The 24,400-nt window shown below is 63.0% G+C and carries 18 protein-coding genes and 1 pseudogene; 18 read left to right on the top strand and 1 reads right to left on the bottom strand.

The window, feature by feature from the left end; genetic code table 11:
* Positions 1–15: 15 nt before the first annotated feature.
* The 4 genes from AAFO90_RS12365 (at position 16) to murD (ending at position 5,666) form a co-directional block, all read left to right on the top strand.
* The gene (locus tag AAFO90_RS12365) at positions 16–1,518 is read left to right on the top strand and encodes a UDP-N-acetylmuramoyl-L-alanyl-D-glutamate--2,6-diaminopimelate ligase (RefSeq protein WP_347509591.1); all 1,503 of its coding nucleotides are present in this window, start codon (positions 16–18) and stop codon (positions 1,516–1,518) included.
* Complete coding sequence (gene murF / locus AAFO90_RS12360) at positions 1,515–2,936, top strand: UDP-N-acetylmuramoyl-tripeptide--D-alanyl-D-alanine ligase (protein WP_347509590.1); 1,422 nt, start codon at positions 1,515–1,517, stop codon at positions 2,934–2,936. The genes AAFO90_RS12365 and murF overlap by 4 nt, the downstream gene beginning before the upstream one ends.
* A 12-nt stretch (positions 2,937–2,948) precedes the next feature.
* On the top strand, positions 2,949–4,031 hold the full coding sequence (gene mraY, locus AAFO90_RS12355; protein WP_065273045.1) for a phospho-N-acetylmuramoyl-pentapeptide-transferase: 1,083 nt from the start codon (positions 2,949–2,951) through the stop codon (positions 4,029–4,031).
* Positions 4,032–4,262: 231 nt separating this feature from the next.
* The gene (gene murD, locus AAFO90_RS12350; protein WP_347509589.1) at positions 4,263–5,666 is read left to right on the top strand and encodes a UDP-N-acetylmuramoyl-L-alanine--D-glutamate ligase; all 1,404 of its coding nucleotides are present in this window, start codon (positions 4,263–4,265) and stop codon (positions 5,664–5,666) included.
* Positions 5,667–5,888: 222 nt separating this feature from the next.
* On the opposite strand, the gene AAFO90_RS12345 is transcribed toward murD, so the two are convergent.
* The gene (locus AAFO90_RS12345) at positions 5,889–7,082 is read right to left on the bottom strand and encodes an NAD(P)/FAD-dependent oxidoreductase (RefSeq protein ID WP_347509610.1); all 1,194 of its coding nucleotides are present in this window, start codon (positions 7,080–7,082) and stop codon (positions 5,889–5,891) included.
* Positions 7,083–7,250: 168 nt separating this feature from the next.
* On the opposite strand from AAFO90_RS12345, the gene ftsW reads away from it, so the two are divergent.
* The 14 genes and pseudogenes from ftsW to AAFO90_RS12275 all read left to right on the top strand — a co-directional run.
* On the top strand, positions 7,251–8,420 hold the full coding sequence (gene ftsW, locus AAFO90_RS12340; RefSeq protein ID WP_347509588.1) for a putative lipid II flippase FtsW: 1,170 nt from the start codon (positions 7,251–7,253) through the stop codon (positions 8,418–8,420).
* A gap of 28 nt (positions 8,421–8,448) precedes the next feature.
* A complete protein-coding gene (locus AAFO90_RS12335) occupies positions 8,449–9,540 on the top strand; it encodes a UDP-N-acetylglucosamine--N-acetylmuramyl-(pentapeptide) pyrophosphoryl-undecaprenol N-acetylglucosamine transferase (protein ID WP_274831773.1) in 1,092 nt (363 codons plus the stop codon).
* A 3-nt stretch (positions 9,541–9,543) separates the two neighbouring features.
* Entirely contained in the window at positions 9,544–10,959 is a 1,416-nt protein-coding gene (gene murC / locus AAFO90_RS12330; protein WP_347509587.1) for a UDP-N-acetylmuramate--L-alanine ligase, read from the top strand.
* A 21-nt stretch (positions 10,960–10,980) separates the two neighbouring features.
* Positions 10,981–12,180, top strand: coding sequence for an amino acid permease (locus tag AAFO90_RS12325; RefSeq protein ID WP_347509586.1), 1,200 nt, complete (start codon positions 10,981–10,983; stop codon positions 12,178–12,180).
* On the top strand, positions 12,177–12,428 hold the full coding sequence (locus AAFO90_RS12320) for a DUF2484 family protein (RefSeq protein ID WP_347509585.1): 252 nt from the start codon (positions 12,177–12,179) through the stop codon (positions 12,426–12,428). The genes AAFO90_RS12325 and AAFO90_RS12320 overlap by 4 nt, the downstream gene beginning before the upstream one ends.
* 97 nt (positions 12,429–12,525) lie before the next feature.
* The gene (gene murB, locus AAFO90_RS12315) at positions 12,526–13,464 is read left to right on the top strand and encodes a UDP-N-acetylmuramate dehydrogenase (protein WP_347509584.1); all 939 of its coding nucleotides are present in this window, start codon (positions 12,526–12,528) and stop codon (positions 13,462–13,464) included.
* A gap of 354 nt (positions 13,465–13,818) precedes the next feature.
* The gene (locus AAFO90_RS12310) at positions 13,819–14,739 is read left to right on the top strand and encodes a D-alanine--D-alanine ligase (RefSeq protein ID WP_065273053.1); all 921 of its coding nucleotides are present in this window, start codon (positions 13,819–13,821) and stop codon (positions 14,737–14,739) included.
* On the top strand, positions 14,727–15,620 hold the full coding sequence (locus AAFO90_RS12305; RefSeq protein WP_065273054.1) for a cell division protein FtsQ/DivIB: 894 nt from the start codon (positions 14,727–14,729) through the stop codon (positions 15,618–15,620). The genes AAFO90_RS12310 and AAFO90_RS12305 overlap by 13 nt, the downstream gene beginning before the upstream one ends.
* A gap of 1 nt (position 15,621) precedes the next feature.
* On the top strand, positions 15,622–16,956 hold the full coding sequence (gene ftsA, locus AAFO90_RS12300) for a cell division protein FtsA (RefSeq protein WP_065273055.1): 1,335 nt from the start codon (positions 15,622–15,624) through the stop codon (positions 16,954–16,956).
* Positions 16,957–17,384: 428 nt separating this feature from the next.
* Entirely contained in the window at positions 17,385–19,055 is a 1,671-nt protein-coding gene (gene ftsZ / locus AAFO90_RS12295) for a cell division protein FtsZ (RefSeq protein WP_274836697.1), read from the top strand.
* A gap of 213 nt (positions 19,056–19,268) precedes the next feature.
* On the top strand, positions 19,269–20,204 hold the full coding sequence (lpxC, locus tag AAFO90_RS12290; RefSeq protein WP_347509583.1) for a UDP-3-O-acyl-N-acetylglucosamine deacetylase: 936 nt from the start codon (positions 19,269–19,271) through the stop codon (positions 20,202–20,204).
* A 250-nt stretch (positions 20,205–20,454) separates the two neighbouring features.
* Positions 20,455–21,303 (top strand): outer membrane protein assembly factor BamD, encoded by an 849-nt coding sequence (locus AAFO90_RS12285; protein WP_065273058.1) that lies wholly within the window; start codon positions 20,455–20,457, stop codon positions 21,301–21,303.
* A 24-nt stretch (positions 21,304–21,327) separates the two neighbouring features.
* The gene (gene recN, locus AAFO90_RS12280; protein WP_347509582.1) at positions 21,328–22,974 is read left to right on the top strand and encodes a DNA repair protein RecN; all 1,647 of its coding nucleotides are present in this window, start codon (positions 21,328–21,330) and stop codon (positions 22,972–22,974) included.
* An 87-nt stretch (positions 22,975–23,061) separates the two neighbouring features.
* A pseudogene (locus AAFO90_RS12275) lies at positions 23,062–24,276 on the top strand (chloride channel protein); the annotation flags it as partial.
* Positions 24,277–24,400: the final 124 nt, after the last annotated feature.

Here is a 24,400-nt window from a genome sequence, read left to right as displayed (position 1 = left end):
AGGTGAGGGCGCCTCATGAGCCGCAATACCCCGCAAGACAGACCGGACCCACGTCCCCTCAGCCAACTGGGGCTCACCGCCCGTGGCGGCGCGGACCCGATGATTTCCGATCTGGTGGTCGACAGTCGCCGGGTGGGCGATGGTGCGCTTTTTGCGGCTCTGCCCGGCAGTCAGGTGCATGGCGCCAATTTCATTCCCGCTGCCCTGCAACAGGGCGCAGCGGCAATCCTGACCGATGCCGCCGGGGCCGAGATTGCAGCCCGCCCCCTGTCAGAAAGCCACGCGGCGCTGATCGTCGTCGAGGACCCCCGGCAGGTGCTGGCCTATACCGCCGCCCTGTGGTTTGGCGCCCAGCCGCAGACCATGGTTGCGGTGACTGGCACCAATGGCAAAACCTCAGTCGCGACCTTCGTGCGGCAGATCTGGATGGCGCTGGGCCATGAGGCCGTGAATCTTGGCACCACCGGGGTCGAAGGCGCTTGGAGCTACCCTCTGGCCCACACCACGCCCGAGCCTATCACTCTGCACCGCGCCCTTGCGGCAGCGGCAAAGGCCGGTGTCACACATGCCGCGATGGAGGCGTCTTCGCACGGGCTGGATCAGCGGCGCCTTGACGGGGTGCAGCTGGCGGCGGCGGGTTTTACCAATTTCACCCAGGATCATCTGGATTATCACCACACCTTCGAAGAGTATTTCGCAGCCAAGGCGGGTCTCTTTCGCCGGGTGCTGCCGGACGAGGGCGTCGCGGTGATCAATATGGACGATGCCCGGGGCGCCGAAATGCGCGCCATCGCGGCGGGACGCGGACAAGAGGTGATTACCGTGGGGCGCGGCCTTGGCGATCTTTCGCTGGTGGGGCAGCGCTATGACGGCACCGGGCAGGACATAAGGTTCTCGTGGCACGACAGACCTTTCATGGCCCGGTTGAACCTCATTGGCGGCTTTCAGGCGGAAAACGTGCTGATGGCCTGTGGGCTGGTGATCGCCAGCGGCGAAGAGCCCGAACGCGTTTTTGAAACGCTGCACGAGCTGACGACGGTGCGCGGACGGATGCAGTTGGCGGCGACCCGTGAGAACGGCGCCTCTGTCTTTGTGGATTATGCCCATACGCCCGATGCAGTCGCTACCGCGATCAAGGCGCTGCGCCCCCATGTTTTGGGCCGTCTCGTTGCCATCGTCGGCGCCGGCGGTGACCGGGACGCGGGTAAACGGCCGCTGATGGGGCAGGCGGCGCATGACAATGCTGATGTGGTGATCGTCACCGATGACAACCCGCGCAGCGAAGATCCCGCCGTGATCCGGGCCGCCATCAAGGGCGGCGCACCAGAGGCGATAGAAGTGGGCGACCGCGCCGAGGCGATCCTGCGCGGCGTGGCGATGCTGGAGCCGGGCGATGCGCTGCTTGTTTGCGGCAAGGGGCACGAAACCGGACAGGTCGTCGGCAGCGATGTGCTGCCCTTTGACGATGTGGAACAGGCGAGCATGGCGGTGGCCGTACTCGACGGGAAAACCGTATGAGCGCGCCGCTGTGGACCGCGGCCGAGGCCACTGCCGCAACCGGCGGTGAGGCGCGCGGCGATTGGCGGGTCAATGGCGTCTCCATCGACACCCGCACCTTGCAGCCCGGTGATCTGTTCGTGGCGCTGAAGGCTGCGCGCGATGGCCATGATTTTGTCGCTCAGGCGCTGCAGGCAGGTGCAGGCGCGGCGCTGGTTTCACGTATTCCCGAAGGCCTGCCCAAGGAAGCGCCTCTGCTGCTGGTCGAAGATGTGCAAAAGGGACTTGAGGCGCTGGGCCGCGCCGGACGCGAACGCACCAATGCGCGCGTGGTGGCAGTGACCGGCTCGGTTGGCAAAACCTCGACCAAGGAAATGCTGGCGCGGATCCTGTCGGATCAGGGCCGCACCCATGCCGCCGTCGCCAGCTATAACAACCACTGGGGCGTGCCGCTGACGCTGGCGCGGATGCCGCAGGATACGGAATTCGCCGTCATCGAGATCGGCATGAACCACCCGGGTGAAATCGAGCCCCTGGCCCGGCAGGCCCGCCCGCATGTGGCGATGATCACCACCGTGGCCGCCGTGCATCTGGAGGCCTTTGATGACGTCGCCGGGATTGCTCGTGAAAAGGCGGCCATTATGGATGGGCTGGAGCCGGGCGGTATCGCCGTGCTCAACGCCGATATCGACGAGGCCCCGGTCCTGCGGCAACGGGCGGAGCAACTGGGCGTTTCTGCGCAATGGTTTGGCGCCAACGCCTCCGATGCGCGGCTGATCGCAACGCAGGTCACCGGTGAGGAAACCGTGGCCAGGGCCGAGATCCTAGGTGCCCCGGCTGAGTTGCATATCCAGTCACTGGGCGCGCATTTTGCCATGAATGCGCTAGGGGCGCTGCTATGCGTCAATGCGCTGGGCGTTGATCTGGCAAAGGCCATTCGCAGTCTGGCACTGTGGTCGCCGGTGACCGGGCGCGGCGCGCGCGAAATGGTGGAGCTGTCACAGGGGCAGGTTCTGCTGCTCGATGACAGTTACAATGCCAATCCAACCTCGGTGAAGGCGGCGCTGGACGTGCTGGCGGCCACCCCGGTGGCAGAGGGCGGGCGTAGGATTGCCTATCTTGGCGATATGAAAGAGCTGGGACCGGAGGAGGTCGCACTGCATGCGGATCTTGCCCGCCATCCTGCCATCGCACAAATCGATCAGATCCATTGCGTCGGGCCGCTGATGCAGCATCTGGCAGAGGCCTTGCCGGATGAAAAGCGTGGCGGCTGGCACGCAGATAGCGCGGCAGCAAAGGCTGATCTTCCGGGGCAGATTGGGGCTGGCGACGTGGTTCTGGTCAAAGGCTCGCTCAGCATGAAGCTCGCCTCCATCGTTGACGGCATCCGCGATTTGGGTCATGGCAGCCGGAACTCTGATGCAAATTCTACCAAGTGAGGACTGGCTGATATGCTTTATTGGCTGACGGCGCTGTCGGATGGCGGTGATTTTTTCAACCTCTTCCGCTACATCACCTTCCGGGCCGGAGGGGCCTTCATGACGGCGCTGGTCTTTGGCTTCCTGTTCGGCAGGCCGCTGATCGATGTGCTGCGCAAGCGGCAGGGCAAGGGGCAGCCGATCCGCGACGACGGACCCGAAGGGCATTTCTCCAAGGCCGGAACGCCGACCATGGGCGGTTTGCTGATCGTCGGCGCCTTGTTGACCTCGACGCTGCTCTGGGCGCGGTGGGACAATCCCTTTGTCTGGCTGGTGCTGTTCGTGACGCTGGCCTTTGCGTTGATTGGCTTTGCCGATGACTACGCCAAGGTGTCCAAGCAGAACACTGCCGGGGTGCCAGGCAAACTGCGGCTGGGGCTTGGCATTCTGATCGCAGTGGTCGCGGCGGTCTGGGCATCGGCTTATCACGGGGCGGAGCTGCAGAACCAGCTGGCGATGCCGGTGTTCAAGGATACGCTGATCAATCTGGGCCTGTTCTACATTCCCTTTACCGTCTGCGTTATCGTCGGCTCGGCCAATGCGGTGAACCTGACCGATGGTCTGGATGGTCTGGCGATTGTGCCGGCGATGATCGCCGGTCTGACGCTGGGGGTGATCGCCTATGTCGTGGGGAGGGCCGACTTTTCCCAGTATCTGGACGTTCACTACGTCAAGGACACCGGCGAGATCTTTATCTTCACCATGGCACTGTTCGGCGCCGGACTGGGGTTCCTGTGGTACAATGCGCCGCCCGCAGCGGTGTTCATGGGGGATACCGGCTCGTTGGCCTTGGGCGGTGCGCTGGGCGCTATCGCGGTGGCCACCAAGCACGAGCTGGTGCTGGCCATTGTTGGCGGGCTTTTTGTGGTCGAGGCGCTGAGCGTGATCATTCAGGTGCTCTATTTCAAACGCACCGGCCGCCGGGTGTTCCTGATGGCGCCGATTCACCATCACTATGAGAAAAAGGGCTGGGCGGAGCCGACCATCGTGATCCGGTTCTGGATCATCTCGCTGATCCTGGCGATGATTGGTCTGGCGACGCTGAAAGTGCGCTGAGCACTTGCACGCCACAAGGTTGAAAAAAAGGAGGCTGCGGCCTCCTTTTTTGTGCGGCGGTCTTACGCTTGGCGTGCGGAAAACGCCCGCCCCCTTCGACGGGTAGGCCCGCCTGTCAGGGGGGGCGTGGCGCGCGCAAAATGCGCGCGCGGGGGTGGTTTGCGGCGGCTTGCAAAGGCCGTGATGGCGGTGCACTCTGCGCCGAAATTTGATCAAAGGATGAGGGTGGGCATGATCCCGGTCAGAGGGTTTGAAGGGGCGCGGGTCGCCGTTCTTGGATTGGGGCGCTCCGGCCTTGCTACGGCGCGGGCCCTCAGGGCTGGCGGCGCCGAGGCGATCTGCTGGGATGACAACCCGGAGGCGCGGGAACGGGCCGAGGCAGAGGGGTTCTCCTGCGCCGATCTGAGCCGGGCTGGTGCCTTTGACGGGATCGCCAGCCTGATCGTGTCCCCGGGTATTCCGCATCTCTACCCAAAGCCCAACCCGGTTGTGCGCGCTTCCCTGATGGCCGGGGTGCCGGTGGACAATGACATCGGGCTGTTCTTCCGCTCGGTCGCGACGGGAGAATGGGACGAGTTCGACCAGCCGCCCAAGGTGGTGGCCATCACTGGATCGAACGGCAAATCCACCACGGTCGCATTGCTGCAGCATATTCTTGAGCAGGCGGGGCGCGACAGCCAGATGGCGGGCAATATCGGCCGCGGGGTTCTGGATATCGACCCGCCGGGCAATGGCGGCGTGATCGTGCTGGAACTGTCCAGCTATCAGACCGAACTGGCGCGGGCGCTGACCCCGGATGTGGCGGTCTTCACCAACCTCAGCCCGGATCATCTGGACCGGCATGGCGGCATGGGCGGCTATTTCGCGGCCAAGCGGCGCCTGTTCGCAGAAGGCGGCCCCGATCGTGCCATCGTCGGTATCGATGAGGATGAAGGGCTGTTTCTGGCCGGACAACTGTCCGAGGCCGCCAGTGATGACCGGGTGATCCGCATCTCGGCAGCGCAGAAGCTGACAGGGCCGGGTTGGCAGGTCTTTGCCCGCAAGGGGTTTTTGAGCGAATACCGCAAGGGGCGGCAGGTGGCCTCGATCGATCTGCGTGCGATTCAAGGCTTGCCGGGGGCGCATAACCATCAGAATGCCTGCGCCGCCTATGCCGCCGCGCGGGCGCTAGGGCTGGCGCCGCGGATGATCGAAGGTGGGTTGGAGAGCTATCCCGGTCTGCCGCACCGCAGCCAGACCATCGCTGAGGCGGGCGGGGTGCGCTACGTCAACGACAGCAAGGCCACCAATGTGGACAGCGCAGTGAAGGCGCTGAGCGCTTTTGGCAATATCCGCTGGATTTGCGGCGGGCTGGAAAAGGATGGTGGGCTGGAGGCCCTGAAAGGTCAGACAGGTTCGGTGCGCCGGGCCTATGTGATCGGCCGCGAGGCGGCGACCTTTGCCATGCAGTTGGATGTGGACGCTGTGGTCTGCACCACCATGGGTGAGGCTGTGGCGCAGGCGATGGTAGAGGCCGAGCCAGGCGACACGGTTTTGCTCGCCCCGTCAGCGGCCAGTTTCGATCAATATGACAACTTCGAGCAGCGCGGTGAGGATTTCATCGCTGAGGTCACGCGCAGATTGGAAAACGGTTAAGGGCTTCGGGCTCACCCAAGCGGAAATCCGTTTCGGTTCCACCCTCGTCCTGCTTCTGCCCTGCCAAACCCGCCTTCGCGGCGCAAGCAAAATGGCCGTCTCCCCGCCGCTGGCGGGGCCCCTCGGCAATTTGGCTGGCGCCCCTGCGACGGATTTGACTGCCGGGCCGCAGGCGAGGGCGGCTCCGAAGCGGATTTCCGGGCGCTCGATCAATGGTGGCGATCAGCGGGTGGCGGCGATGGCCGTGCCTGCGGCATGGCCCGAGGCCCAGGCCCATTGGAAGTTGTAGCCGCCAAGCCAGCCGGTCACATCCACCGCCTCGCCAATCGCGTAGAGACCGGGGCGGGATTTGGCCTGCATGGTTTTTGAGGAGAGCGCATCGGTGTCGATGCCGCCCAGGGTGACTTCGGCGGTGCGGTAACCTTCGGTACCGCCGGGCGTCAGCGGCCATTGGTTGAGTTGATCGCAGAGGGCTTGCAGGGCGGCGTCGGATTGATCGGCGAGGCGGGCCGTCAGGTCGTAGGTCGGGGTGAGCGCCTCTTTCAGATAATCCACCAACCGGGCAGGCAGGTGGCGGGCCAGTTCGGTGGCAATCGCGCGCTTGCCCGCGATCTGCCGCTGGCTGCGCAGCGCCGCGAAAATATCGGTTTCGGGAGCGAGGTTGACTGTAATCTCCTCTCCCTCCTGCCAGTAGGAGGAGAGCTGCAGCACCGCAGGACCGGAGAGGCCGCGGTGCGTGAAGAGCAGCGCCTCGTCGAAACTGGCGCGCGCGTTGGAAAGGCACGCGGGTAGGGAGACACCGGCCAGGGCGGAAAAGCGTCCTTCGGGGAAGGTGAAGGGGACAAGGCCGGGGCGGGTCGCGGTTACTGGCAGGGCGAACTGGCGGGCGATGTCATAGGCCAAGCCGGTGGCGCCCATCTTGGGGATGGATTTGCCGCCCGTCGCCAGAACCAGATTGCGGCAGGTGACGTGGTGATCCTTGCCGTCTTTGGTCAATGTCAGGGCAAAGCCATCATCGCGCTGCTCAACAGGGCCAACGCTGGTTTGCAGCCACAATTCGGCCCCGGCCTTTGCCATCTCTGATGTCAGCATCGAGACGATCTGTTTCGCTGAGCCGTCGCAAAAAAGCTGCCCGAGGGTTTTCTCGTGCCAGGCGATACCGTGGCGGTCCACGAGTGAGATGAAATCCCATTGCGTATAGCGCGCCATCGCGGATTTGCAGAAATGAGGGTTGCCAGAGAGGTAGTTGCTCGGATCGGCATAAAGGTTGGTGAAGTTGCAGCGCCCGCCGCCGGAAATGCGGATCTTTTCGCCCGGCGCCTTGGCGTGGTCGACCACCAGCGTGCTGCCGCCGGTATGGGCTGCGCACATCATGCCTGCTGCGCCGGCGCCAAGAATCACGGTGTTTACCTGCATAAGGGCATCGACCATGGAATGACCTCTCGCGCAAGGGAACTGTCCCGGGCGCAAAATCCTGCCGCGCCGGGATCAAGACACTGGTCTGATCACGGGTTTCGCGTTACTGTTCCATTACAGACCCCGAAAAACGGGGCGTATCACGAGGCAAAGAGCGGCGGTGTTTCCATGACTGAGATGGTCTATGGTGCGGTTCCTGTACAATCAGGTGAACCTATTCTTCCCAAATGGTGGCGAACCTTGGACAAATGGACGATGTCCTGCGTCCTGATGCTGTTCGTGCTGGGGCTGCTTCTGGGGCTTGCAGCCTCAGTGCCGCTGGCCGAGCGCAACGGGTTCGGCAATTTCCACTATGTGCAGCGACAAGCGGTGTTCGGCGGGGCGGCTCTGGTCGCCATGGTGCTGACCTCGATGATGTCGCCGACGCTGGTGCGGCGGCTTGCGATCATCGGCTTTGCTCTCGCCTTTGTGGCGCTGGCGCTGCTGCCTATTTTCGGGACCGATTTCGGCAAAGGCGCGGTACGCTGGTATTCGCTGGGCTTTGCATCGCTGCAGCCGTCCGAGTTCCTGAAGCCCGGTTTTGTCGTGGTTGCGGCCTGGATGATCGCCTCGAGCCAGCAGATCAACGGCCCGCCGGGCACGCTGATTTCCTTTGGCCTGTGCATGAGCGTGGTGCTGATGCTGGTGATGCAGCCAGATTTTGGTCAGGCCTCGCTGACGTTGTTCGGCTGGGGCGTGATGTATTTTGTGGCCGGGGCGCCGATCCTGCTTTTGGTTGGCATGGCGGCGGTTGTGGTCATGGGCGGTGTGATGGCCTATTCCAGTTCCGAACACTTTGCCCGCCGCATCGACGGCTTTCTGAACCCGGATATCGATCCGACTACCCAGCTTGGCTATGCCACCAATGCTATCCGCGAAGGCGGGCTGTTCGGCGTTGGAGTCGGGGAGGGGCAGGTGAAATGGTCGCTGCCTGATGCCCATACCGATTTCATCGTCGCAGTTGCTGCCGAGGAATACGGGCTGGTTCTGGTCACGGTGCTGATCGGGCTTTACGCCACGGTGGTTGTGCGCTCGCTGTTCCGTCTGATGCGCGAGCGCGATACATTCGTGCGGCTCGCGGGGACAGGCTTGGTCTGCATGTTCGGGGTGCAGGCCATGATCAACATGGGGGTTGCGGTGCGGCTCTTGCCGGCCAAGGGCATGACCCTGCCATTCGTCAGCTATGGCGGCTCTTCGCTGATCGCGACGGGCATTGCCATGGGGATGCTGCTGGCCTTTACCCGTTCGCGCCCGCAGGGTGAGATTGCAGATTATCTGCGTGGCCGCGGTCGCGGCTGACGCATCAGGTACGAAACGACGCGGGTTTATGACACAGAAACTGCTATTGATGGCGGCAGGCGGCACCGGGGGGCACATGTTCCCGGCGCAGGCCCTGGCCGAAGAGATGCTGCGCAAGGGCTGGCGGGTGAAACTGTCGACCGATGCGCGCGGCGCCCGCTATACCGGCGGCTTTCCTCATACGGTGGAAATCACCGAGGTGTCCTCGGCCACTTTTGCCCGCGGCGGACTATTGGCCAAGGCGCTGGTCGGGCCGAAGATCGCCGGAGGTATCGCCAGCATGGCCCTGCAGATGCGGCGTGACCGCCCCGACGCGGTGGTGGGCTTTGGCGGCTATCCGTCGATCCCGGCGCTGGGCGCGGCGACGCTGCTGGGGCTGCCCCGGATGATCCATGAACAGAACGGTATTCTGGGCCGGGTGAACCAGTTGTTTGCCAAACGCGTAGCGCAGGTGGCCTGCGGCGTATGGCCGACCGAATTGCCTGAGGGTGCCAAAGGCGTGCATGTTGGGAACCCGGTGCGCCGCGCCGTGCTGGAGCGCGCGGGCGCGGCCTATATTCCACCGGGCGATTATCCGATGTCGGTGCTGGTGATGGGCGGCAGCCAAGGCGCGCGCATCCTGTCCGATGTGGTGCCCGGCGCGATTGCAGCCCTGCCCGAAGGGATCCGTCGCCATCTGCGCGTGGCCCATCAGGCGCGCGATGAGGATGGCGAACGCGTCAGCGCCTTCTACGCCGAACATGGCATTGCTGCCGATGTTCAGCCTTTCTTTCACGATGTGCCCGCACGTATGAGCGAGGCGCAGCTTGTGATCTCGCGCTCCGGGGCCTCGTCGGTTGCCGATATCTCGGTCATCGGCCGCCCGTCGATCCTGATCCCATTCGCCGCCGCAGCGGGAGACCACCAGAGCGCTAATGCGCGTGGGCTGGTTGATGCGGGCGGGGCGGTGCTGATCCCCGAAAGCGCCCTTGACGTTCAGGCGCTGTCAGAGCAGATCTCTGCCGTTCTGAGCGCCCCCGACGCGGCCGCCCAGATGGCCCAAGCAGCATTAAGTGTCGGCGTTCCCGATGCCACCAATCGTCTGGTGGCTCTGGTCGAACAGCTGGCGGAGGAAGGATAGACCATGACGCCCGCAACCAAATTGCCCGGAGATGTTGGCCCGATCCATTTTGTCGGCATCGGCGGCATCGGCATGTCCGGCATCGCCGAGGTGCTGCTCAACCTTGGCTATGTGGTGCAGGGGTCTGACCTCAAGTCGTCAAAGATCACCCAGCGGCTGGAGAGCCTCGGTGTGCTGGTTTTTGAAGGTCAGCGGGCTGAGAATCTGGAAGACGCCGAAGTCGTCGTGATTTCCTCGGCGATCAAGCCGGGCAACCCGGAACTGGACGAGGCGCGCCGCCGGGGGCTGCCCATCGTGCGCCGGGCCGAGATGCTGGCCGAGCTCATGCGGTTGAAATCCAACATCGCCATTGCCGGCACCCATGGCAAAACCACCACGACCACGATGATGGCCGAGCTGATGGTGGCCGGGAATTTTGACCCCACCGTGGTCAACGGCGGCATCATTCACGCCTATGGATCGAACGCCCGCATGGGGCAGGGCGAATGGATGGTGGTCGAGGCGGACGAAAGCGACGGCACCTTCAACCGCTTGCCTGCGACCATTGCCGTGGTCACCAATATCGACCCCGAGCATATGGAGCATTGGGGCGACTTTGATACTTTGCGCGACGGGTTTTACAACTTCGTCTCGAACATTCCTTTTTATGGTGTCGCGGTCTGCTGTACCGACCACCCCGAGGTGCAGGCGCTGGTGGGGCGCATCACCGACCGCCGCGTCGTCACCTATGGTTTCAATGCACAGGCGGATGTTCGTGCCGTGAACCTGATCTACAAGGCAGGCGTTGCCCATTTCGACATCCTATTGCAGGCCGAAGGTCAGAAGATCGAAGGCTGCACGCTACCGATGCCGGGGGATCACAACGTCTCCAACGCGCTGTCGGCGGTGGCCGTGGCGCGCCATCTGGGCATGAAAGGCGAGGAAATCCGCGCTGCGCTGGCTGCATTCGGCGGGGTCAACCGCCGTTTCACCAAGGTGGGCGAAGTGAACGGTGTTACCGTGATCGACGATTATGGCCACCACCCGGTGGAAATCGCCGCCGTGCTGAAGGCCGCGCGTCAGGCCGTTGGCGCTGATAGCAATGCTCGTGTCATCGCCGTGCACCAGCCGCACCGCTATTCACGCCTGTCTTCCCTGTTTGATGATTTCTGCGCCTGCTTCAACGATGCCGATGTGGTCGCCATCGCCGAGGTCTTTGCCGCCGGTGAGGACCCGATCGAAGGCGCCAGCCGCGACGATCTGGTAGCGGGGCTGATCCGTCATGGCCATCGCCACGCCCGCGCGCTGCTGAACGAGGACGATCTGGAGCGTTTGGTGCGTGAACAGGCGCGCCCCGGTGACATGGTCGTCTGCCTCGGCGCAGGTACCATCAGCGCCTGGGCCAACGGGCTGCCCGAGCGGCTAAGCAAAAGCCAATAGCCCCCGCGAAAGGACATTGCCATGGCTGAGCCGCTGAAACGCCGTATTGGCCTTGGTCTTCTGACCGCCTACGGCGTCGGCGTCATGGTCGGGGCGGGGATCTACGTTCTGGTTGGGGCGGTCGTCGCCGACGCCGGGATCTGGGCGCCGCTATCCTTTGTTTTGGCAGGGCTGATCGCCGCGCCCACTGCGCTCAGCTATGCGGAGTTTTCCTCACGCGTGCCCGAAGCTGCCGGAGAGGCGGCCTTTGTCGGGCAGGGGTTTGGCTCGCAGTCCCTTGCCTTGCTGGTGGGGTTGGCCGTTGTTGTGGCCGGAACCGTCTCTGCCGGCGCGGTGCTACGCGGCGGGGCTGGGTATCTGACGGCGGCAACCGGCGTGGATGGAACCCTTGCGATCATCGCAATGGGTTTGGCGCTGGTGGCGGTGGCCGTGATTGGCGTTCTGGAGAGCCTTTCGCTGGCGGCGGTTTTTACCGCGATCGAATTGACTGGGCTTGCGCTGGTGATCTGGGCCGGTGGTACCGGCGATGTGTCGCCGGATTGGGCCCTGCCGCAGGACCTGCCGGGCCTGTCGATCTGGGCGGGCCTTGGCCTTGGTGCGGTTCTGGCCTTCTTTGCCTTCATCGGGTTTGAAGACATTGTCAATATGGCCGAGGAGGTCTCGGAGCCGACCCGCACCATGCCGAAGGCGATCCTTTTGTCGCTGACCATCACATCGATCATCTATGCGCTGGTCTGCTGGGCTGCGGTTCGTACTGTCCCGGTGGCCGACCTTTCGCAATCCAGCAGCCCGCTGGCACTGGTCTGGCAGACAGCGCGCGGATCGAACCCCGATTTCCTGTCCTATATCGCGGTCTTTGCTGCGCTCAATGGGATCCTGGCGCAGATCGTCATGGCCTCGCGGGTGCTGTTCGGATTGGGCAAACGCAGTCCGGCGCTGGCCCTGTTCCACCACGCCCACCCCCGGTTCGGGACGCCGGTACTGGCCACGCTGGTATTGGGTGCGGCGGTGATCCTGACGGCCCTGTTCTTCTCGGTGGACCGGCTTGCCGAGGTCACGTCCTCGGTGTTGCTGTCGGTCTTTGTGTTGGTGAACCTCGCGCTGATCTTGCAGAAACGCCACGCGCCCGGCGCGCCCTTTCAGGTGCCGATGGCGGTGCCGATTGTGGGGCTTGTTCTGTCCACCATCGCCCTGATTACAGCCGTGGGAGGTATGTTGTGAGCCTGTCCCTGATCCTTTCCGCGCTTTGGGCGCTGACGGCCAATGTCCTTGCCATGATACCCAGCCGCGACAATCACTGGCGCCGCGCCTATGCACTGACCGCCGTCGGCATCCCGATCCTTGGCTATGTCACCTATGAAAACGGTCCATGGTGGGGGCTGGCGGTGCTGGCCGCAGGGATGAGTGTGTTGCGCTATCCGGTGATCTATCTGGGCCGCTGGCTGCGCCGGGTGGTCCTGCGCGGCTGATGGCGGGTTCTACGCGGGGTATGCGGGAGCTCGGCAGTCCTTTCTTCCCGTTCGGGTTTGCCTTAAACCCTGCAGGAAACCGAACGAGTGGCACATCATGACCGAAATCACTAAATCCCTTCCTGCCGCGCGTGGACGCCTGACCGAGGGGCGCAGCCTATCGGAACTGACCTGGCTGCGAGTGGGCGGTCCCGCGGATGTGTTGTTTCAGCCTGCTGACATCGAAGACCTTCAGGACTTTCTGCGCGCCCTGCCTGCAGATGTCACGGTCTTCCCCATGGGGGTCGGCTCGAACCTCATCGTTCGCGATGGGGGTATCCGCGCGGTAGTGATCCGGCTTGGGCGTGGCTTCAACCAGATCGAGATTGACGGCGACACCGTCACGGCAGGCGCGGCGGCGCTGGATGCCCATGTGGCGCGCAAGGCGGCTGATGCGGGGCTGGATCTGACATTCCTGCGCACCATCCCTGGTTCCATCGGCGGCGCGGTGCGGATGAATGCGGGCTGCTATGGTTCTTATACCGCCGATGTGTTCCACACCGCCACCGTGGTGACGCGGGCCGGGGAGTTGCAGACACTCAGCGCCGATGACCTGAATTTCGCTTATCGCCAGACCACCTTCCCCGAAGGTGCGGTGCTGGTTTCGGCCACTTTCAAGGCGCCCCGGGGCGAGGCGGATGCCCTTCATGCCCGGATGGAAGAGCAGTTGAAGAAGCGCGACGAAACGCAACCGGTCAAGGACCGTTCGGCCGGTTCTACCTTTCGCAACCCGGCGGGGTTTTCCTCGACCGGGCAGACGGGGGATGTGCACGATCTGAAAGCCTGGAAAGTGATTGAGGATGCCGGTCTGCGCGGTGCCCGCCTTGGCGGTGCGCAGATGAGCGAGAAACACCCGAATTTCCTAATCAATACCGGGGATGCCACCGCCGCCGATCTGGAGGCGTTGGGAGAAGAGGTGCGCCGCAAGGTGCTGGAGAATTCCGGCATTACCCTGCAGTGGGAAATCATGCGGATCGGCGAGAACCTGCCGGATTAAAGTGGCGCGAGCCCTGTCAGTGTCACCCGTAATCCACGTCGCGCTGGGCGAGTGTGGGTAATTCGCAATCATTCGCCCCGGTATGATTGTTTTGGCTGGAACGGCGTGTGAAATTCGGGCAAGAAAGAGACATCCATTAAGGTTGGTAAAGAGGACGTTAAGGTCCCGGTAACTCTTTGGGCAGTATGATGACCTATGGGACGTGATTTGCCGCGCCCCACGGCATGATTGCCTTCTGATGCAAGCAAAAGGATCTCTGTCGCCGATGCGGTGGTGATCCCAGAATAATGAACGCGGCCGAATAACGGACGCGAGAAACAGGGGCGTTAAGCCCGATGAATTGAGGCACTTGTGGTGAGTGAGTCGAGCAGGACACTCCCGACAGTGGCGGTATTGATGGGCGGCCCCTCGGCTGAGCGTGAGGTGTCCCTGTCCTCTGGGCGTGAATGCGCCGCCGCGCTAAGGGGCGAAGGCTATCAGGTGATCGAACTGGACGCGGGTCCGGATCTGTGTGCGCAGCTCGAGGCTGCGGCACCTGACGTCGTGTTCAATGCGCTGCACGGTCGCTGGGGCGAAGACGGCTGCGTGCAGGGCCTTCTGGAATGGATGCGTATTCCCTATACTCACTCTGGTGTGCTGGCCTCGGCGCTAGCGATGGACAAACAGCGCAGCAAATCCCTGTTCCGCAGCGTTGGCCTGCCGGTGGTCGCCAGCGAAATCTTTGCCCGCTCTGAGGTCGAGGCGTCCCATGTGATGGCGCCTCCCTATGTGGTTAAACCCAATAATGAAGGCTCCAGCGTTGGCATCTACCTGGTGCATGAGGCCGCCAATGCGCCGCCGAAACTCTCGGACGACATGCCCGATCAGGTGATGGTGGAAACCTATGCCCCGGGGCGCGAGCTGACCGCGACCGTGATGGGCGACAAGGCGCTGACCGTCACCGATATCCTGACCGATGGCTGGTACGACTATGATGCGAAATATCAGCCGGGCGGATCGCGCCATGTGCTGCCTGCGGATCTGCCGCAGGAGATTTTCGATCTGTGCCTGGAATACGCCAAACGCGCCCATGATGCACTGGGCTGCCGGGGCGTGAGCCGCACCGATTTCCGCTGGGACGAAAGCCGCGGCGCTGAGGGGCTGATAATCCTGGAAACCAACACTCAGCCCGGCATGACGCCGACTTCGCTGGCGCCCGAGCAAGCCGAACATTTCGGCATCACCTTTGGCCAGCTTTGCGCATGGATGGTGGAGGATGCCTCATGCGGTCGCTGATCCGGCGCAAGAGCAAGGAACACAGCGGAGCGTCCGATCCGGCGCCTTCGCGCCTGAAGTACCGGTTGCAGCGCTGGATGCTGACGCCGGGGATCCGCTTCGGTCTGCGGGTCGGGGTGCCGATCTGCCTGCTGGCTGCGGCGGGAACCGCGTTTCTGGCGGATGAAGGGCGGCGCGACGCCTTGCAGGGTACGATCAATTCGATCCGCGCCTCGATCGAGGAGCGTCCTGAATTCATGGTCAACGTCATGGCCATCGACGGGGCAGGGACCAGCGTCTCCGAAGATATCCGCGAGGTGGTGCCGCTCGATTTTCCGATCAGCTCCTTCGATCTGGATCTGGGCCAGATCCGCGATGTGATCGAAGGACTTGACCCGGTCCGCACCGCCAGCGTGCGGATCCGCCCGGGCGGCATTCTTCAGGTCAATGTGGAAGAACGTAAACCGGCGCTGATCTGGCGTAGCCGCGACGGGCTGGCGCTGCTGGATGAAACCGGCGCCCATGTGGCCGAGTTGGGACAGCGGAGGCTGCATCCTGATCTGCCGCTCATTGCCGGGCGTGGGGCCAATCGCGAGGCCGAGGAGGCGATGCGGCTTCTGGCGGCAGCCAGCCCGCTTGGCGACCGGCTGCGGGGGTTGGTACGGGTTGGCGAACGGCGTTGGGACGTGGTTCTGGATCGCGGTCAGCGGATCCTGCTGCCCGAGGACAACCCGGTGCAGGCGCTGGAGCGGGTGATCGTGGTCAGCGAGGTCAAGGATCTGCTGGAACGTGATGTCGCCGCCGTGGATATGCGGATCGCGGCGCGACCGACGGTCCGGATGACAGAAAATGCAGTGGAAAACTGGTGGCGGATCAGGGAAATGAACGGGGGTGGGCTGTAAGATGACGGATCTTTATCAATCGCAGCGTGCCATGCGGCAGATGCGGCGGCAGGCATTGCAGCGCGGTGTCGTGGCCATTCTGGATGTGGGCAGCTCCAAGATTGCCTGTCTTGTCCTGCGATTTGATGGCTCTGCCCAACCTAATGAAGACAGTGCTATCGGGTCGCTTGCCGGGCAATCCGGCTTTCGGGTTATCGGCGCCGCGACCACCCGTTCGCGCGGGGTGCAGTTCGGCGAAATCTCCGCCATGCAAGAAACTGAGCGAGCCATCCGCACCGCCGTTCAGGCCGCGCAGAAGATGGCAGGTGTGCGTGTCGACCACGTGATCGCCTGCTTCGCCGGGGCCAACCCGCGATCTTACGGGCTGGATGCAAAGGTCGAACTTCAGGCGCAAGAAGTGTCGGAGAACGAGATCGCCCGCGTCCTGGCCGCCTGCGAGGTGCCGGATTACGGCGCCGGGCGTGAAGTGGTCCATGCTCAGCCGGTGAATTTCGCGCTGGATAACCGCTCGGGTCTGTCGGATCCGCGCGGTCAGATGGGGCAGACCCTGTCGGTGGACATGCATATGCTGACGGTGGATTCTGCCACCGTGCAGAACCTGATGCGCTGCATTCAGCGCTGCGACCTTGAACTGGCGGGTATTGCCTCGTCGGCCTATGCCTCGGGCTATGCGGCGCTGGTCGAGGATGAGCAGGAACTCGGCGCGGCCTGTATCGACATGGGTGGCGGGTCGACCTCGATCTCGGTCTTCATGAAGAAACATATGATCTATGCCGATGCGGTGCGCATGGGCGGCGATCATATCACCAGCGACATTTCCATGGGGCTGGGTGTTCCGATGGCCAATGCCGAACGGATCAAGACCTTTTGCGGCGGCGTTCATGCCACCGGCGCCGACGACCGCGATATGATCGATATTGGCGGGGATACCGGCGACTGGGAGCACGACCGGCGCACTGTTAGTCGGGCCGAGCTGATCGGTATCATGCGCCCGCGGGTCGAGGAGATCCTGGAAGAGGTGCGGGTCCGTCTGGACGCGGCGGGGTTTGAATACCTGCCCAGCCAGCAGATCGTGCTGACTGGTGGCTCCAGTCAGATCATGGGGCTTGATGCCCTGGCCAGTCGTATCCTTGGTCAGCAGGTGCGCCTCGGACGTCCACTTCGCGTCCACGGCCTACCGCAATCGGCGACCGGGCCGGGATTTGCCTCGGCTGTGGGGCTCAGTCTCTTTGCGGCGCATCCGCAGGACGAATGGTGGGATTTCGAAATGCCGGTCGACCGCTATCCGGCCCGCTCTCTGCGCCGCGCGGTGAAGTGGTTCAAAGACAATTGGTAAGGCCTGCGCCCACCCCGGTTGAATTTTGGTGACCTGCACCGCACGCGAGGCGATATTGAGCCTGAAAAAAGTCGCCTTTGTGGGCCTTGCCCCCCGTGACAGCGCCGCCCGAAACCGTTAGTTTCGGGTTAACGGACGCATTAAGCGACGAGTCTGAAGGCCGGGCAGTGGCCAGACCGCGATAACTCAGAATAGGAATTCGATGCCTGTGGGCGTCGGGGTTTTCTGGTGTTTGTGGGGGAGCTGCTATTTAACCGCTAGATCTGTCGTCTTAGGCGAAATACCGCAGATTTCCATGGATCAGGGGCCATATTTTGTAGCCGCCGACGCTTTTTGGGATGACGCGACTCCGAGGCTGCGGTACAATTTCCGCAGAAAAGTCAGGAAAAGGCCCTTGCGGGAGGGCTATCAACACAGGCGGAAAGAGCATGACATTGAACCTTTCGTTGCCCGGACAGGAAGAGCTGAAGCCAAAGATCACCGTATTCGGTGTCGGTGGCGCGGGTGGAAACGCGGTCAACAATATGATCGAGAAGGCGCTGGAAGGGGTCGATTTCGTCGTCGCCAATACGGATGCGCAGGCCTTGCAGCAAAGCGCCTCGAAAAGCCGGATCCAGCTGGGTATCAAAGTCACCGAAGGTCTGGGCGCAGGTGCCCGTCCGCAGGTCGGCTCGGCCGCCGCTGAAGAAAGCATCGAACAGATCGTCGATCATCTGGCCGGGGCGCATATGTGCTTTATCACCGCCGGGATGGGTGGTGGCACCGGTACCGGCGCCGCGCCGATCATTGCGCAGGCCGCCCGTGAGTTGGGTGTTCTGACCGTTGGTGTCGTGACCAAACCGTTCCAGTTCGAAGGCGCCAAGCGTATGCGCCAGGCCGAGGACGGCGTTGAGGCGCTGCAGAAGGTCGTCGACACGCTTATCATCATCCCGAACCAGAACCTGTTCCGCCTGGCCAATGAGAAAACCACCTTCACCGAGGCTTTCTCGATGGCGGACGATGTCCTGTACCAGGGCGTCAAAGGCGTGACCGACCTGATGGTCCGTCCGGGCCTTATCAACCTCGACTTTGCTGACGTTCGCGCCGTGATGGACGAAATGGGCAAGGCCATGATGGGCACAGGCGAGGGCGAAGGCGAAGATCGCGCCATTCAGGCCGCAGAAAAGGCCATCGCCAACCCGCTGCTGGACGAAATCAGCCTGCGCGGTGCGCGCGGCGTTCTGATCAACATCACCGGCGCTCACGACCTGACCCTGTTCGAACTGGACGAGGCTGCCAATCGGATCCGCGAAGAGGTGGACCCGGATGCGAATATTATCGTCGGTTCGACCCTGGACACCGAGATGGAAGGCAAGATGCGCGTTTCCGTCGTGGCCACCGGTATCGATGCTTCCGACGTGAATACCGACATGCCGGTTGCACGCCGTCCGATGTCGGCGCCGTTGAAGAAAACCGTCAGCGTTGAAGAAACCCGTGCCGCGCCGCTGGAGCTGGACGAGCCGGTTGAACAGCCTGCCGTCGCAGCCACGGAAGCCTCGCACGAGGAGCCGACCCTGTTCGAAGGTCTGGACGCCACCGCATCGCAGCCCGAAGCAGCCCCGGCTGAGACCGAAGCCTATGATGACGACGGCCTGCCGCCGCCTGCCTATCAGCCGCAGGTTCCGGAATTCCAGCCGCAGGCCGATGCCGCCGAAGGCGGGGCCGACAGTTTTGTCGCGCCTAAAGCTCCGGCGCCGGGCACGCCGTCGCCCGAGGCTATCGTGCGTCTGCAGGCCGCCGCGCAACGGGCTCAGCCGCAGCAAGCGGCACCACAGCCCGCGCCGCAACCGCAACAGCGCCCGGCCGCCGCAGCTCCGCAACAGCAGCAGGCGCCCGCACCGCAGCAGGAACAGCGTCGCTTTGGCCTGAATTCGCTTATCCACCGGATGACCGGCAGCGCTGCCGAAGGCGGTGAGGCGAAGCCTCAGCCGGTGCGTCAGCAGCCGCAGGCCCCGCAGCACGCGCCGCAGCAATCCGCCGCGCCGCAACCGCAGCAGCAGGCTGATCCGGATCAGGAACGGATCGAAATTCCGGCCTTCCTACGCCGTCAGGCCAACTGATTTTTCAGAATATCTCGTGAAGAGGGTCGCCATCTGGCGGCCCTTTTTCCTTTTTTTCCAGAAGGTTGCGCGCATCTAGGCAGTGTTTTGCCTATTCGTTACAGGGATGTTTCAATCCGTTACAAAGATTGAGTTGAGCCCGCGTGCCCGTTTCCTTACCTATCATCGGCAACACGGCCCCAGATGGCCGGACCCAGAAGAAAGAGGCACAAGGTGCAGAATACCCTGAAAGCATCGGTGATATTTGAAGGCGCTGGCCTGCATTCCGGCCAGCCTGCGCGGATGGTTCTGAAACCGGCTGCGGCGGATCATGGCATCCGTTTCAAACGGACCGATATCGCTTTGGGCAATTCTGTCATCCCGGCCCGCTGGGACTATGTGGAGCGCACTGCCCTGTGCACCCGTCTGGTCAACGCCCCCGGTGTGTCGGTATCTACCGTTGAGCACGTGATGGCCGCGCTGGCTGGCTGCGGTGTTCACAACGCCCTGATTGAAATCGATGGACCCGAAGTGCCGATCCTTGATGGCTCCTCGGCGCTGTTTGTGCGCGGGATCATGCAGAAAGGCGTGCGTCGCCTGTCTGCTCCGGTGCAGGTTCTGCAGGTTCTGAAAGAGGTCAGCGTCGAAAAAGATGGCGCAAAGGCGACCATTCTGCCCTGCGACCGGCTGATGATCGAATTCCACATTGATTTCGCTGAGCAGGCGATTGGACGCCAGAGCAAAACGCTGGACCTGCGCAATGGGGCCTTTGCCCGCGAGCTGTGCGACAGCCGTACATTCTGCCGCCGCGCTGATGTCGAGGCGATGCAGGCCAATGGCCTGGCTCTTGGCGGTGTGCCGGGCGAGAACGCTGTTGTTTTCGATGGTGAAGAGGTCGAAAGCGGCGAAGGTCTGCGCCATTCGGATGAGCCGGTCCGTCACAAGATGCTGGACGCGCTGGGTGACCTGGCGCTGGCCGGTGCGCCGCTGATGGGGCGCTATATCGGTGAGCGTGCTGGTCATGCCCTGACCAACACCCTGCTGCGGGCGCTGTTCGCAACCCCTGGCGCGGTGCGTCTGGTAGAGTGTGATGCGGCCATGGTGGCCCGCCTGCCGGGGCAGGGGCTGGTTTGGGGGGAAATCCCCGCAGCCATCCGCAAGGTCGCCTGATCCCTGCAGGGATCAGCGCAATCATCAGGACACCGATGGAAGACGGACAGGGGCACTTAGGTGCCCTTTTTCATTTGTCCCTGTGGTCCGGCACCCACCGCTGGGGCGCCTCAGGCTTGACCCGGGCCGACAATCTCTGCCAAGTGAGGGCGAAGTGGGTTAAAGGCGTTTTGCACGCCAATTGAATGTGCTAGACCGGGCATAACCGGGGTGGACGCCCGCGAGTCAAATGCGGTGAGGTAAGGCAAAGATGATCGGCATCAGGGCAGGAGCCAAATGGATCGGTGCGGTTGTTCTGATGGCTGCATTGTCGGGCTGCGGCGGCGACGGTGGCGCGGCCGAAAAGGCAGGCGCGCTGGACGGCTATACCCCCAAACAGATCTTTGAACGCGGCGAGTTCGAATTGGAACGCCGCCGTTCCAAGGACGCGGCCTTTTACTTCTCCGAGATCGAGCGCCTCTATCCCTATTCTGAATGGGCGAAACAAGCGCTGATCATGCAGGCCTTTTCCTATCACCGTGCCAAGGATTACGAAAACAGCCGCGCCGCCGCGCAGCGGTTCATCGATTTCTACCCGACCGACGAAGACGCCGCCTATGCGCAATACCTGCTGGCGCTCAGTTTCTATGACCAGATCGACGAAGTCGGTCGCGATCAGGGACTGACCTTTCAGGCGCTGCAGGCTCTGCGCACCGTGATCGAGGTTTACCCCGACAGCGAATATGCCAACTCGGCAATCCTGAAGTTCGATCTGGCTTTCGACCATCTGGCGGGGAAGGAAATGGAAATCGGGCGCTACTACCTGCGCCACAAACACTACACGTCGGCGATCAACCGCTTCCGTGTGGTGGTGGAGGATTTCCAGACCACCAGTCACACCCCCGAGGCGCTGCACCGTCTGGTCGAGGCCTATCTGTCGCTGGGTCTGGTGGATGAGGCGCAGACCGCCGGCGCGATCCTGGGGCACAACTATCAATCGACAGAGTGGTATCAGGACAGCTATAAACTGCTGACGTCGCAGGGTCTGAAGATGCGTGACCGGGGGAACAACTGGCTGAGCCAGATCTATCGCCAGTCGATCAAGGGCCAGTGGCTGTAACAGCGTTTGCAACGGAGCAAAGTAATGCTGCGCGCGCTTGATATCCGCGATATTCTGATCATCGACCATCTGGAGCTGAACTTTCAGGCCGGTCTCAACGTGCTGACCGGCGAAACCGGCGCCGGTAAATCGATCCTTCTCGACTCTCTTGGCTTTGTACTGGGCTGGCGCGGTCGCGCCGAACTGGTGCGTCAGGGCGCCTCGCAGGGCGAGGTGGTCGCGGAATTCGAACTGTCCGAGGGCCATCCGGCCCACGCGGTTCTGGAAGAGGCAGGCCTGCCTGCCGGGCGCGAACTGATCCTGCGCCGCGTTAATACCGCTGAGGGCCGCAAGACCGCCTGGGTGAACGATCGGCGCTGCTCGGGTGAGGTGCTGCGCGCCCTGTCGGAAACTCTGGTGGAACTGCATGGCCAGCACGATGATCGAGGCCTTCTGAACCCCAAGGGTCACCGCAGCCTGCTGGATGCCTTTGCCGCGGTGCCGGATCTGCTGTTGCAGACCCGCGCGGCCTGGACGACGGTCGGCAAGGCCCGCAAGACGGTGGAGGCTACCCGGGCCGCACTGGATGCGGTGCGCGCCGAAGAGGAATTCCTGCGTCACGCAGTTGAGGAACTGGACAAGCTGAACCCGGAGCCAGGCGAGGACGAGACGCTGGATGCGCGCCGCCGCCAGATGCAGGGAGCAGAGCGGGTCCGCGGCGATATCGCCCGCGCTCATGCGCTGCTGAGCGAGGGGGCCGATCCGTCGCTGGGCGAGGCGCAGCGCTGGCTGGAAGGCGTCGAGGGGGCCGAGGAGATCGGGCTGACAGAGCCGCTGGCGGCGCTCAGCCGGGCGATGATTGAACTGGGCGATGCGCAGGATGGCGTCGAACGGGTTCTCTCGGCGCTCGATTTCAATCCAGGCGATCTGGAAGATTGCGAAGAGCGACTGTTTGCGATCCGTGCCTTGGCGCGCAAGCATGACGTTCTGCCTGATGATCTGGCCGCCTATGCCAATACCCTGCGCGAAAAACTGGCGGCACTGGATGCAGGCGATAAGGATCTGGCCGATCAGGAGGCCGCTCTGCGCGACGCCGAGGCGGCTTATGCAGCGGCTGCAGAGACGCTGAGTGCCGCGCGCCGCGACAGCGCGCTGGCGCTGGACACAGCGGTGATGGCTGAACTGGCGCCCCTCAAGATGGAGCGCGCGGTTTTTGAAACCCGGATCACCGCAGGCGCCCCGGGCCCGGAGGGCCACGACGATGTTGCCTTTACCGTGGCGACCAATCCCGGCGCCCCGGCGGGTCCGCTCAATAAGATCGCCTCGGGCGGGGAACTGAGCCGCTTCCTGCTGGCCCTGAAGGTCTGCTTGCGCGGTGAGGATCGCGACAAGACGCTGATCTTTGACGAAATCGACCGCGGGGTCGGTGGTGCCACCGCTGATGCGGTGGGGCGGCGCCTGAAATCCCTTGCCTCGGGCGGGCAGGTGCTGGTCGTCACCCATTCGCCGCAGGTCGCTGCCCAGGGCGCGCATCACTGGCGGGTGCAGAAACGCGTCACCGATGGCATGACCTTGTCCGAGGTGGTGCCGCTGAGCGAGACGGAACGGGTGGATGAAATCGCCCGGATGGTGTCTGGCGATACCATCACCAAAGAAGCGCGCGCCGCCGCCGGAGCCTTGCTGACCGGCTGACGCACGGGTCACGGTCCTGTGTGCTCAGTGTTGGTGGTTTGGCAATTTTTCTCTGCTTTGAGGGGGGCAGGAAACTGAAGGCGAACAATGAAGCATAATTCCCGGACCGGGGCAAAGGTGCTGGCGATGCAGGGTCTTGCATGGCTGCGAGATGTCTGGCGTATTCTTTTGCATCGCGGGCCAAGCCAGTTTCAATTCTGGATGATCGCCTTGCTGATCGGTATCTCTGCCGGTTTTGCGGCCTTGCTGTTCCGAAAGGGGATTACCGCCTTTCAGGCTTGGATCTATGGCGCCGAGGATATTCATTTTCTGCACAGTTTCGCGCAGGATCTGCCGTGGTACATGCTGCTGGTGATCCCCACCGTGGGTGGGCTGGTCGTCGGAATCATCCTGCACAATTTCACCCCCGATGGGCGGGTGCGTTCGGTTGCCGATGTGATCGAAGGGGCGGCAATGCGCAATGGTCGCGTCGAAATCCGCGCCGGGCTTGGGTCGGCCATGGCGTCCTTCCTGACGCTGTCGACCGGCGGATCGGCGGGGCGCGAAGGGCCAGTGGTGCACCTAGCAGGCGTCATTTCCAGCTGGGTTAGCGACCGGATCAAGGCCGATGGCATCACCGGGCGCGATCTTTTGGGCTGTGCGGTGGCAGCGGCAGTTTCTGCCAGCTTCAACGCGCCTATCGCCGGTGCGCTGTTCGCGCTTGAGGTGGTGTTGCGGCATTTTGCTGTGCATGCCTTTGCGCCCATCGCCATCGCCTCGGTTGCGGGCACGGTGATCAACCGGTTGGAATATGGCGATGTCACGGAATTCACGCTGACCACGCCGGGCGCCTTGCAGTTCTATGTGGAGCTACCTGCCTTTTTGATGCTCGGGCTGATTTGTGGACTGGTGGCCGTGGTGCTCATGCGCTCGATTTTTTGGGCAGATCGAGTGGGAACCGATATCCAGACAGCTCTATCGATCCCGCGCTGGCTGCGTCCGGCGGTTTCGGGCTTTCTTCTGGGGGCGATTGCGATCTGGTTTCCGCATATCATCGGGGTTGGCTATGAGACGACGGTGCTGGCGCTTACCGGTGGGTTGGTGTTGTCGCAGGCCATCCTGTTCACCGTGGTAAAAACCGCTGCCGTGGCCATCACCATGGGCGGGCGCATGGGGGGCGGGGTGTTTTCACCGTCGCTGATGATCGGAGCGATGACCGGCCTGTCCTTTGGGCTGATCGCGACATCGGTCCTGCCGGAAGTGTCAGGGACGCATACGCTTTATGCCTTTGCGGGCATGGGGGCGGTCGCGGCTGCCGTTCTAAAGCGTTTCCAGTTTATGTAGAAGCATACCCGGCCTCGCAAAAGTAGTTCCAGCATTCCTGAGGTGTGTAGAGATCACAGATTTCGTTGAGGGCTTCGAACAGTCCAGTGAATGACCGCGCTCC

Source organism: Phaeobacter sp. CAU 1743, from assembly GCF_039839315.1.
Lineage (GTDB): Bacteria > Pseudomonadota > Alphaproteobacteria > Rhodobacterales > Rhodobacteraceae > Phycobacter > Phycobacter gallaeciensis_A.
This window is presented reverse-complemented; position numbering and strand designations above follow the sequence as displayed.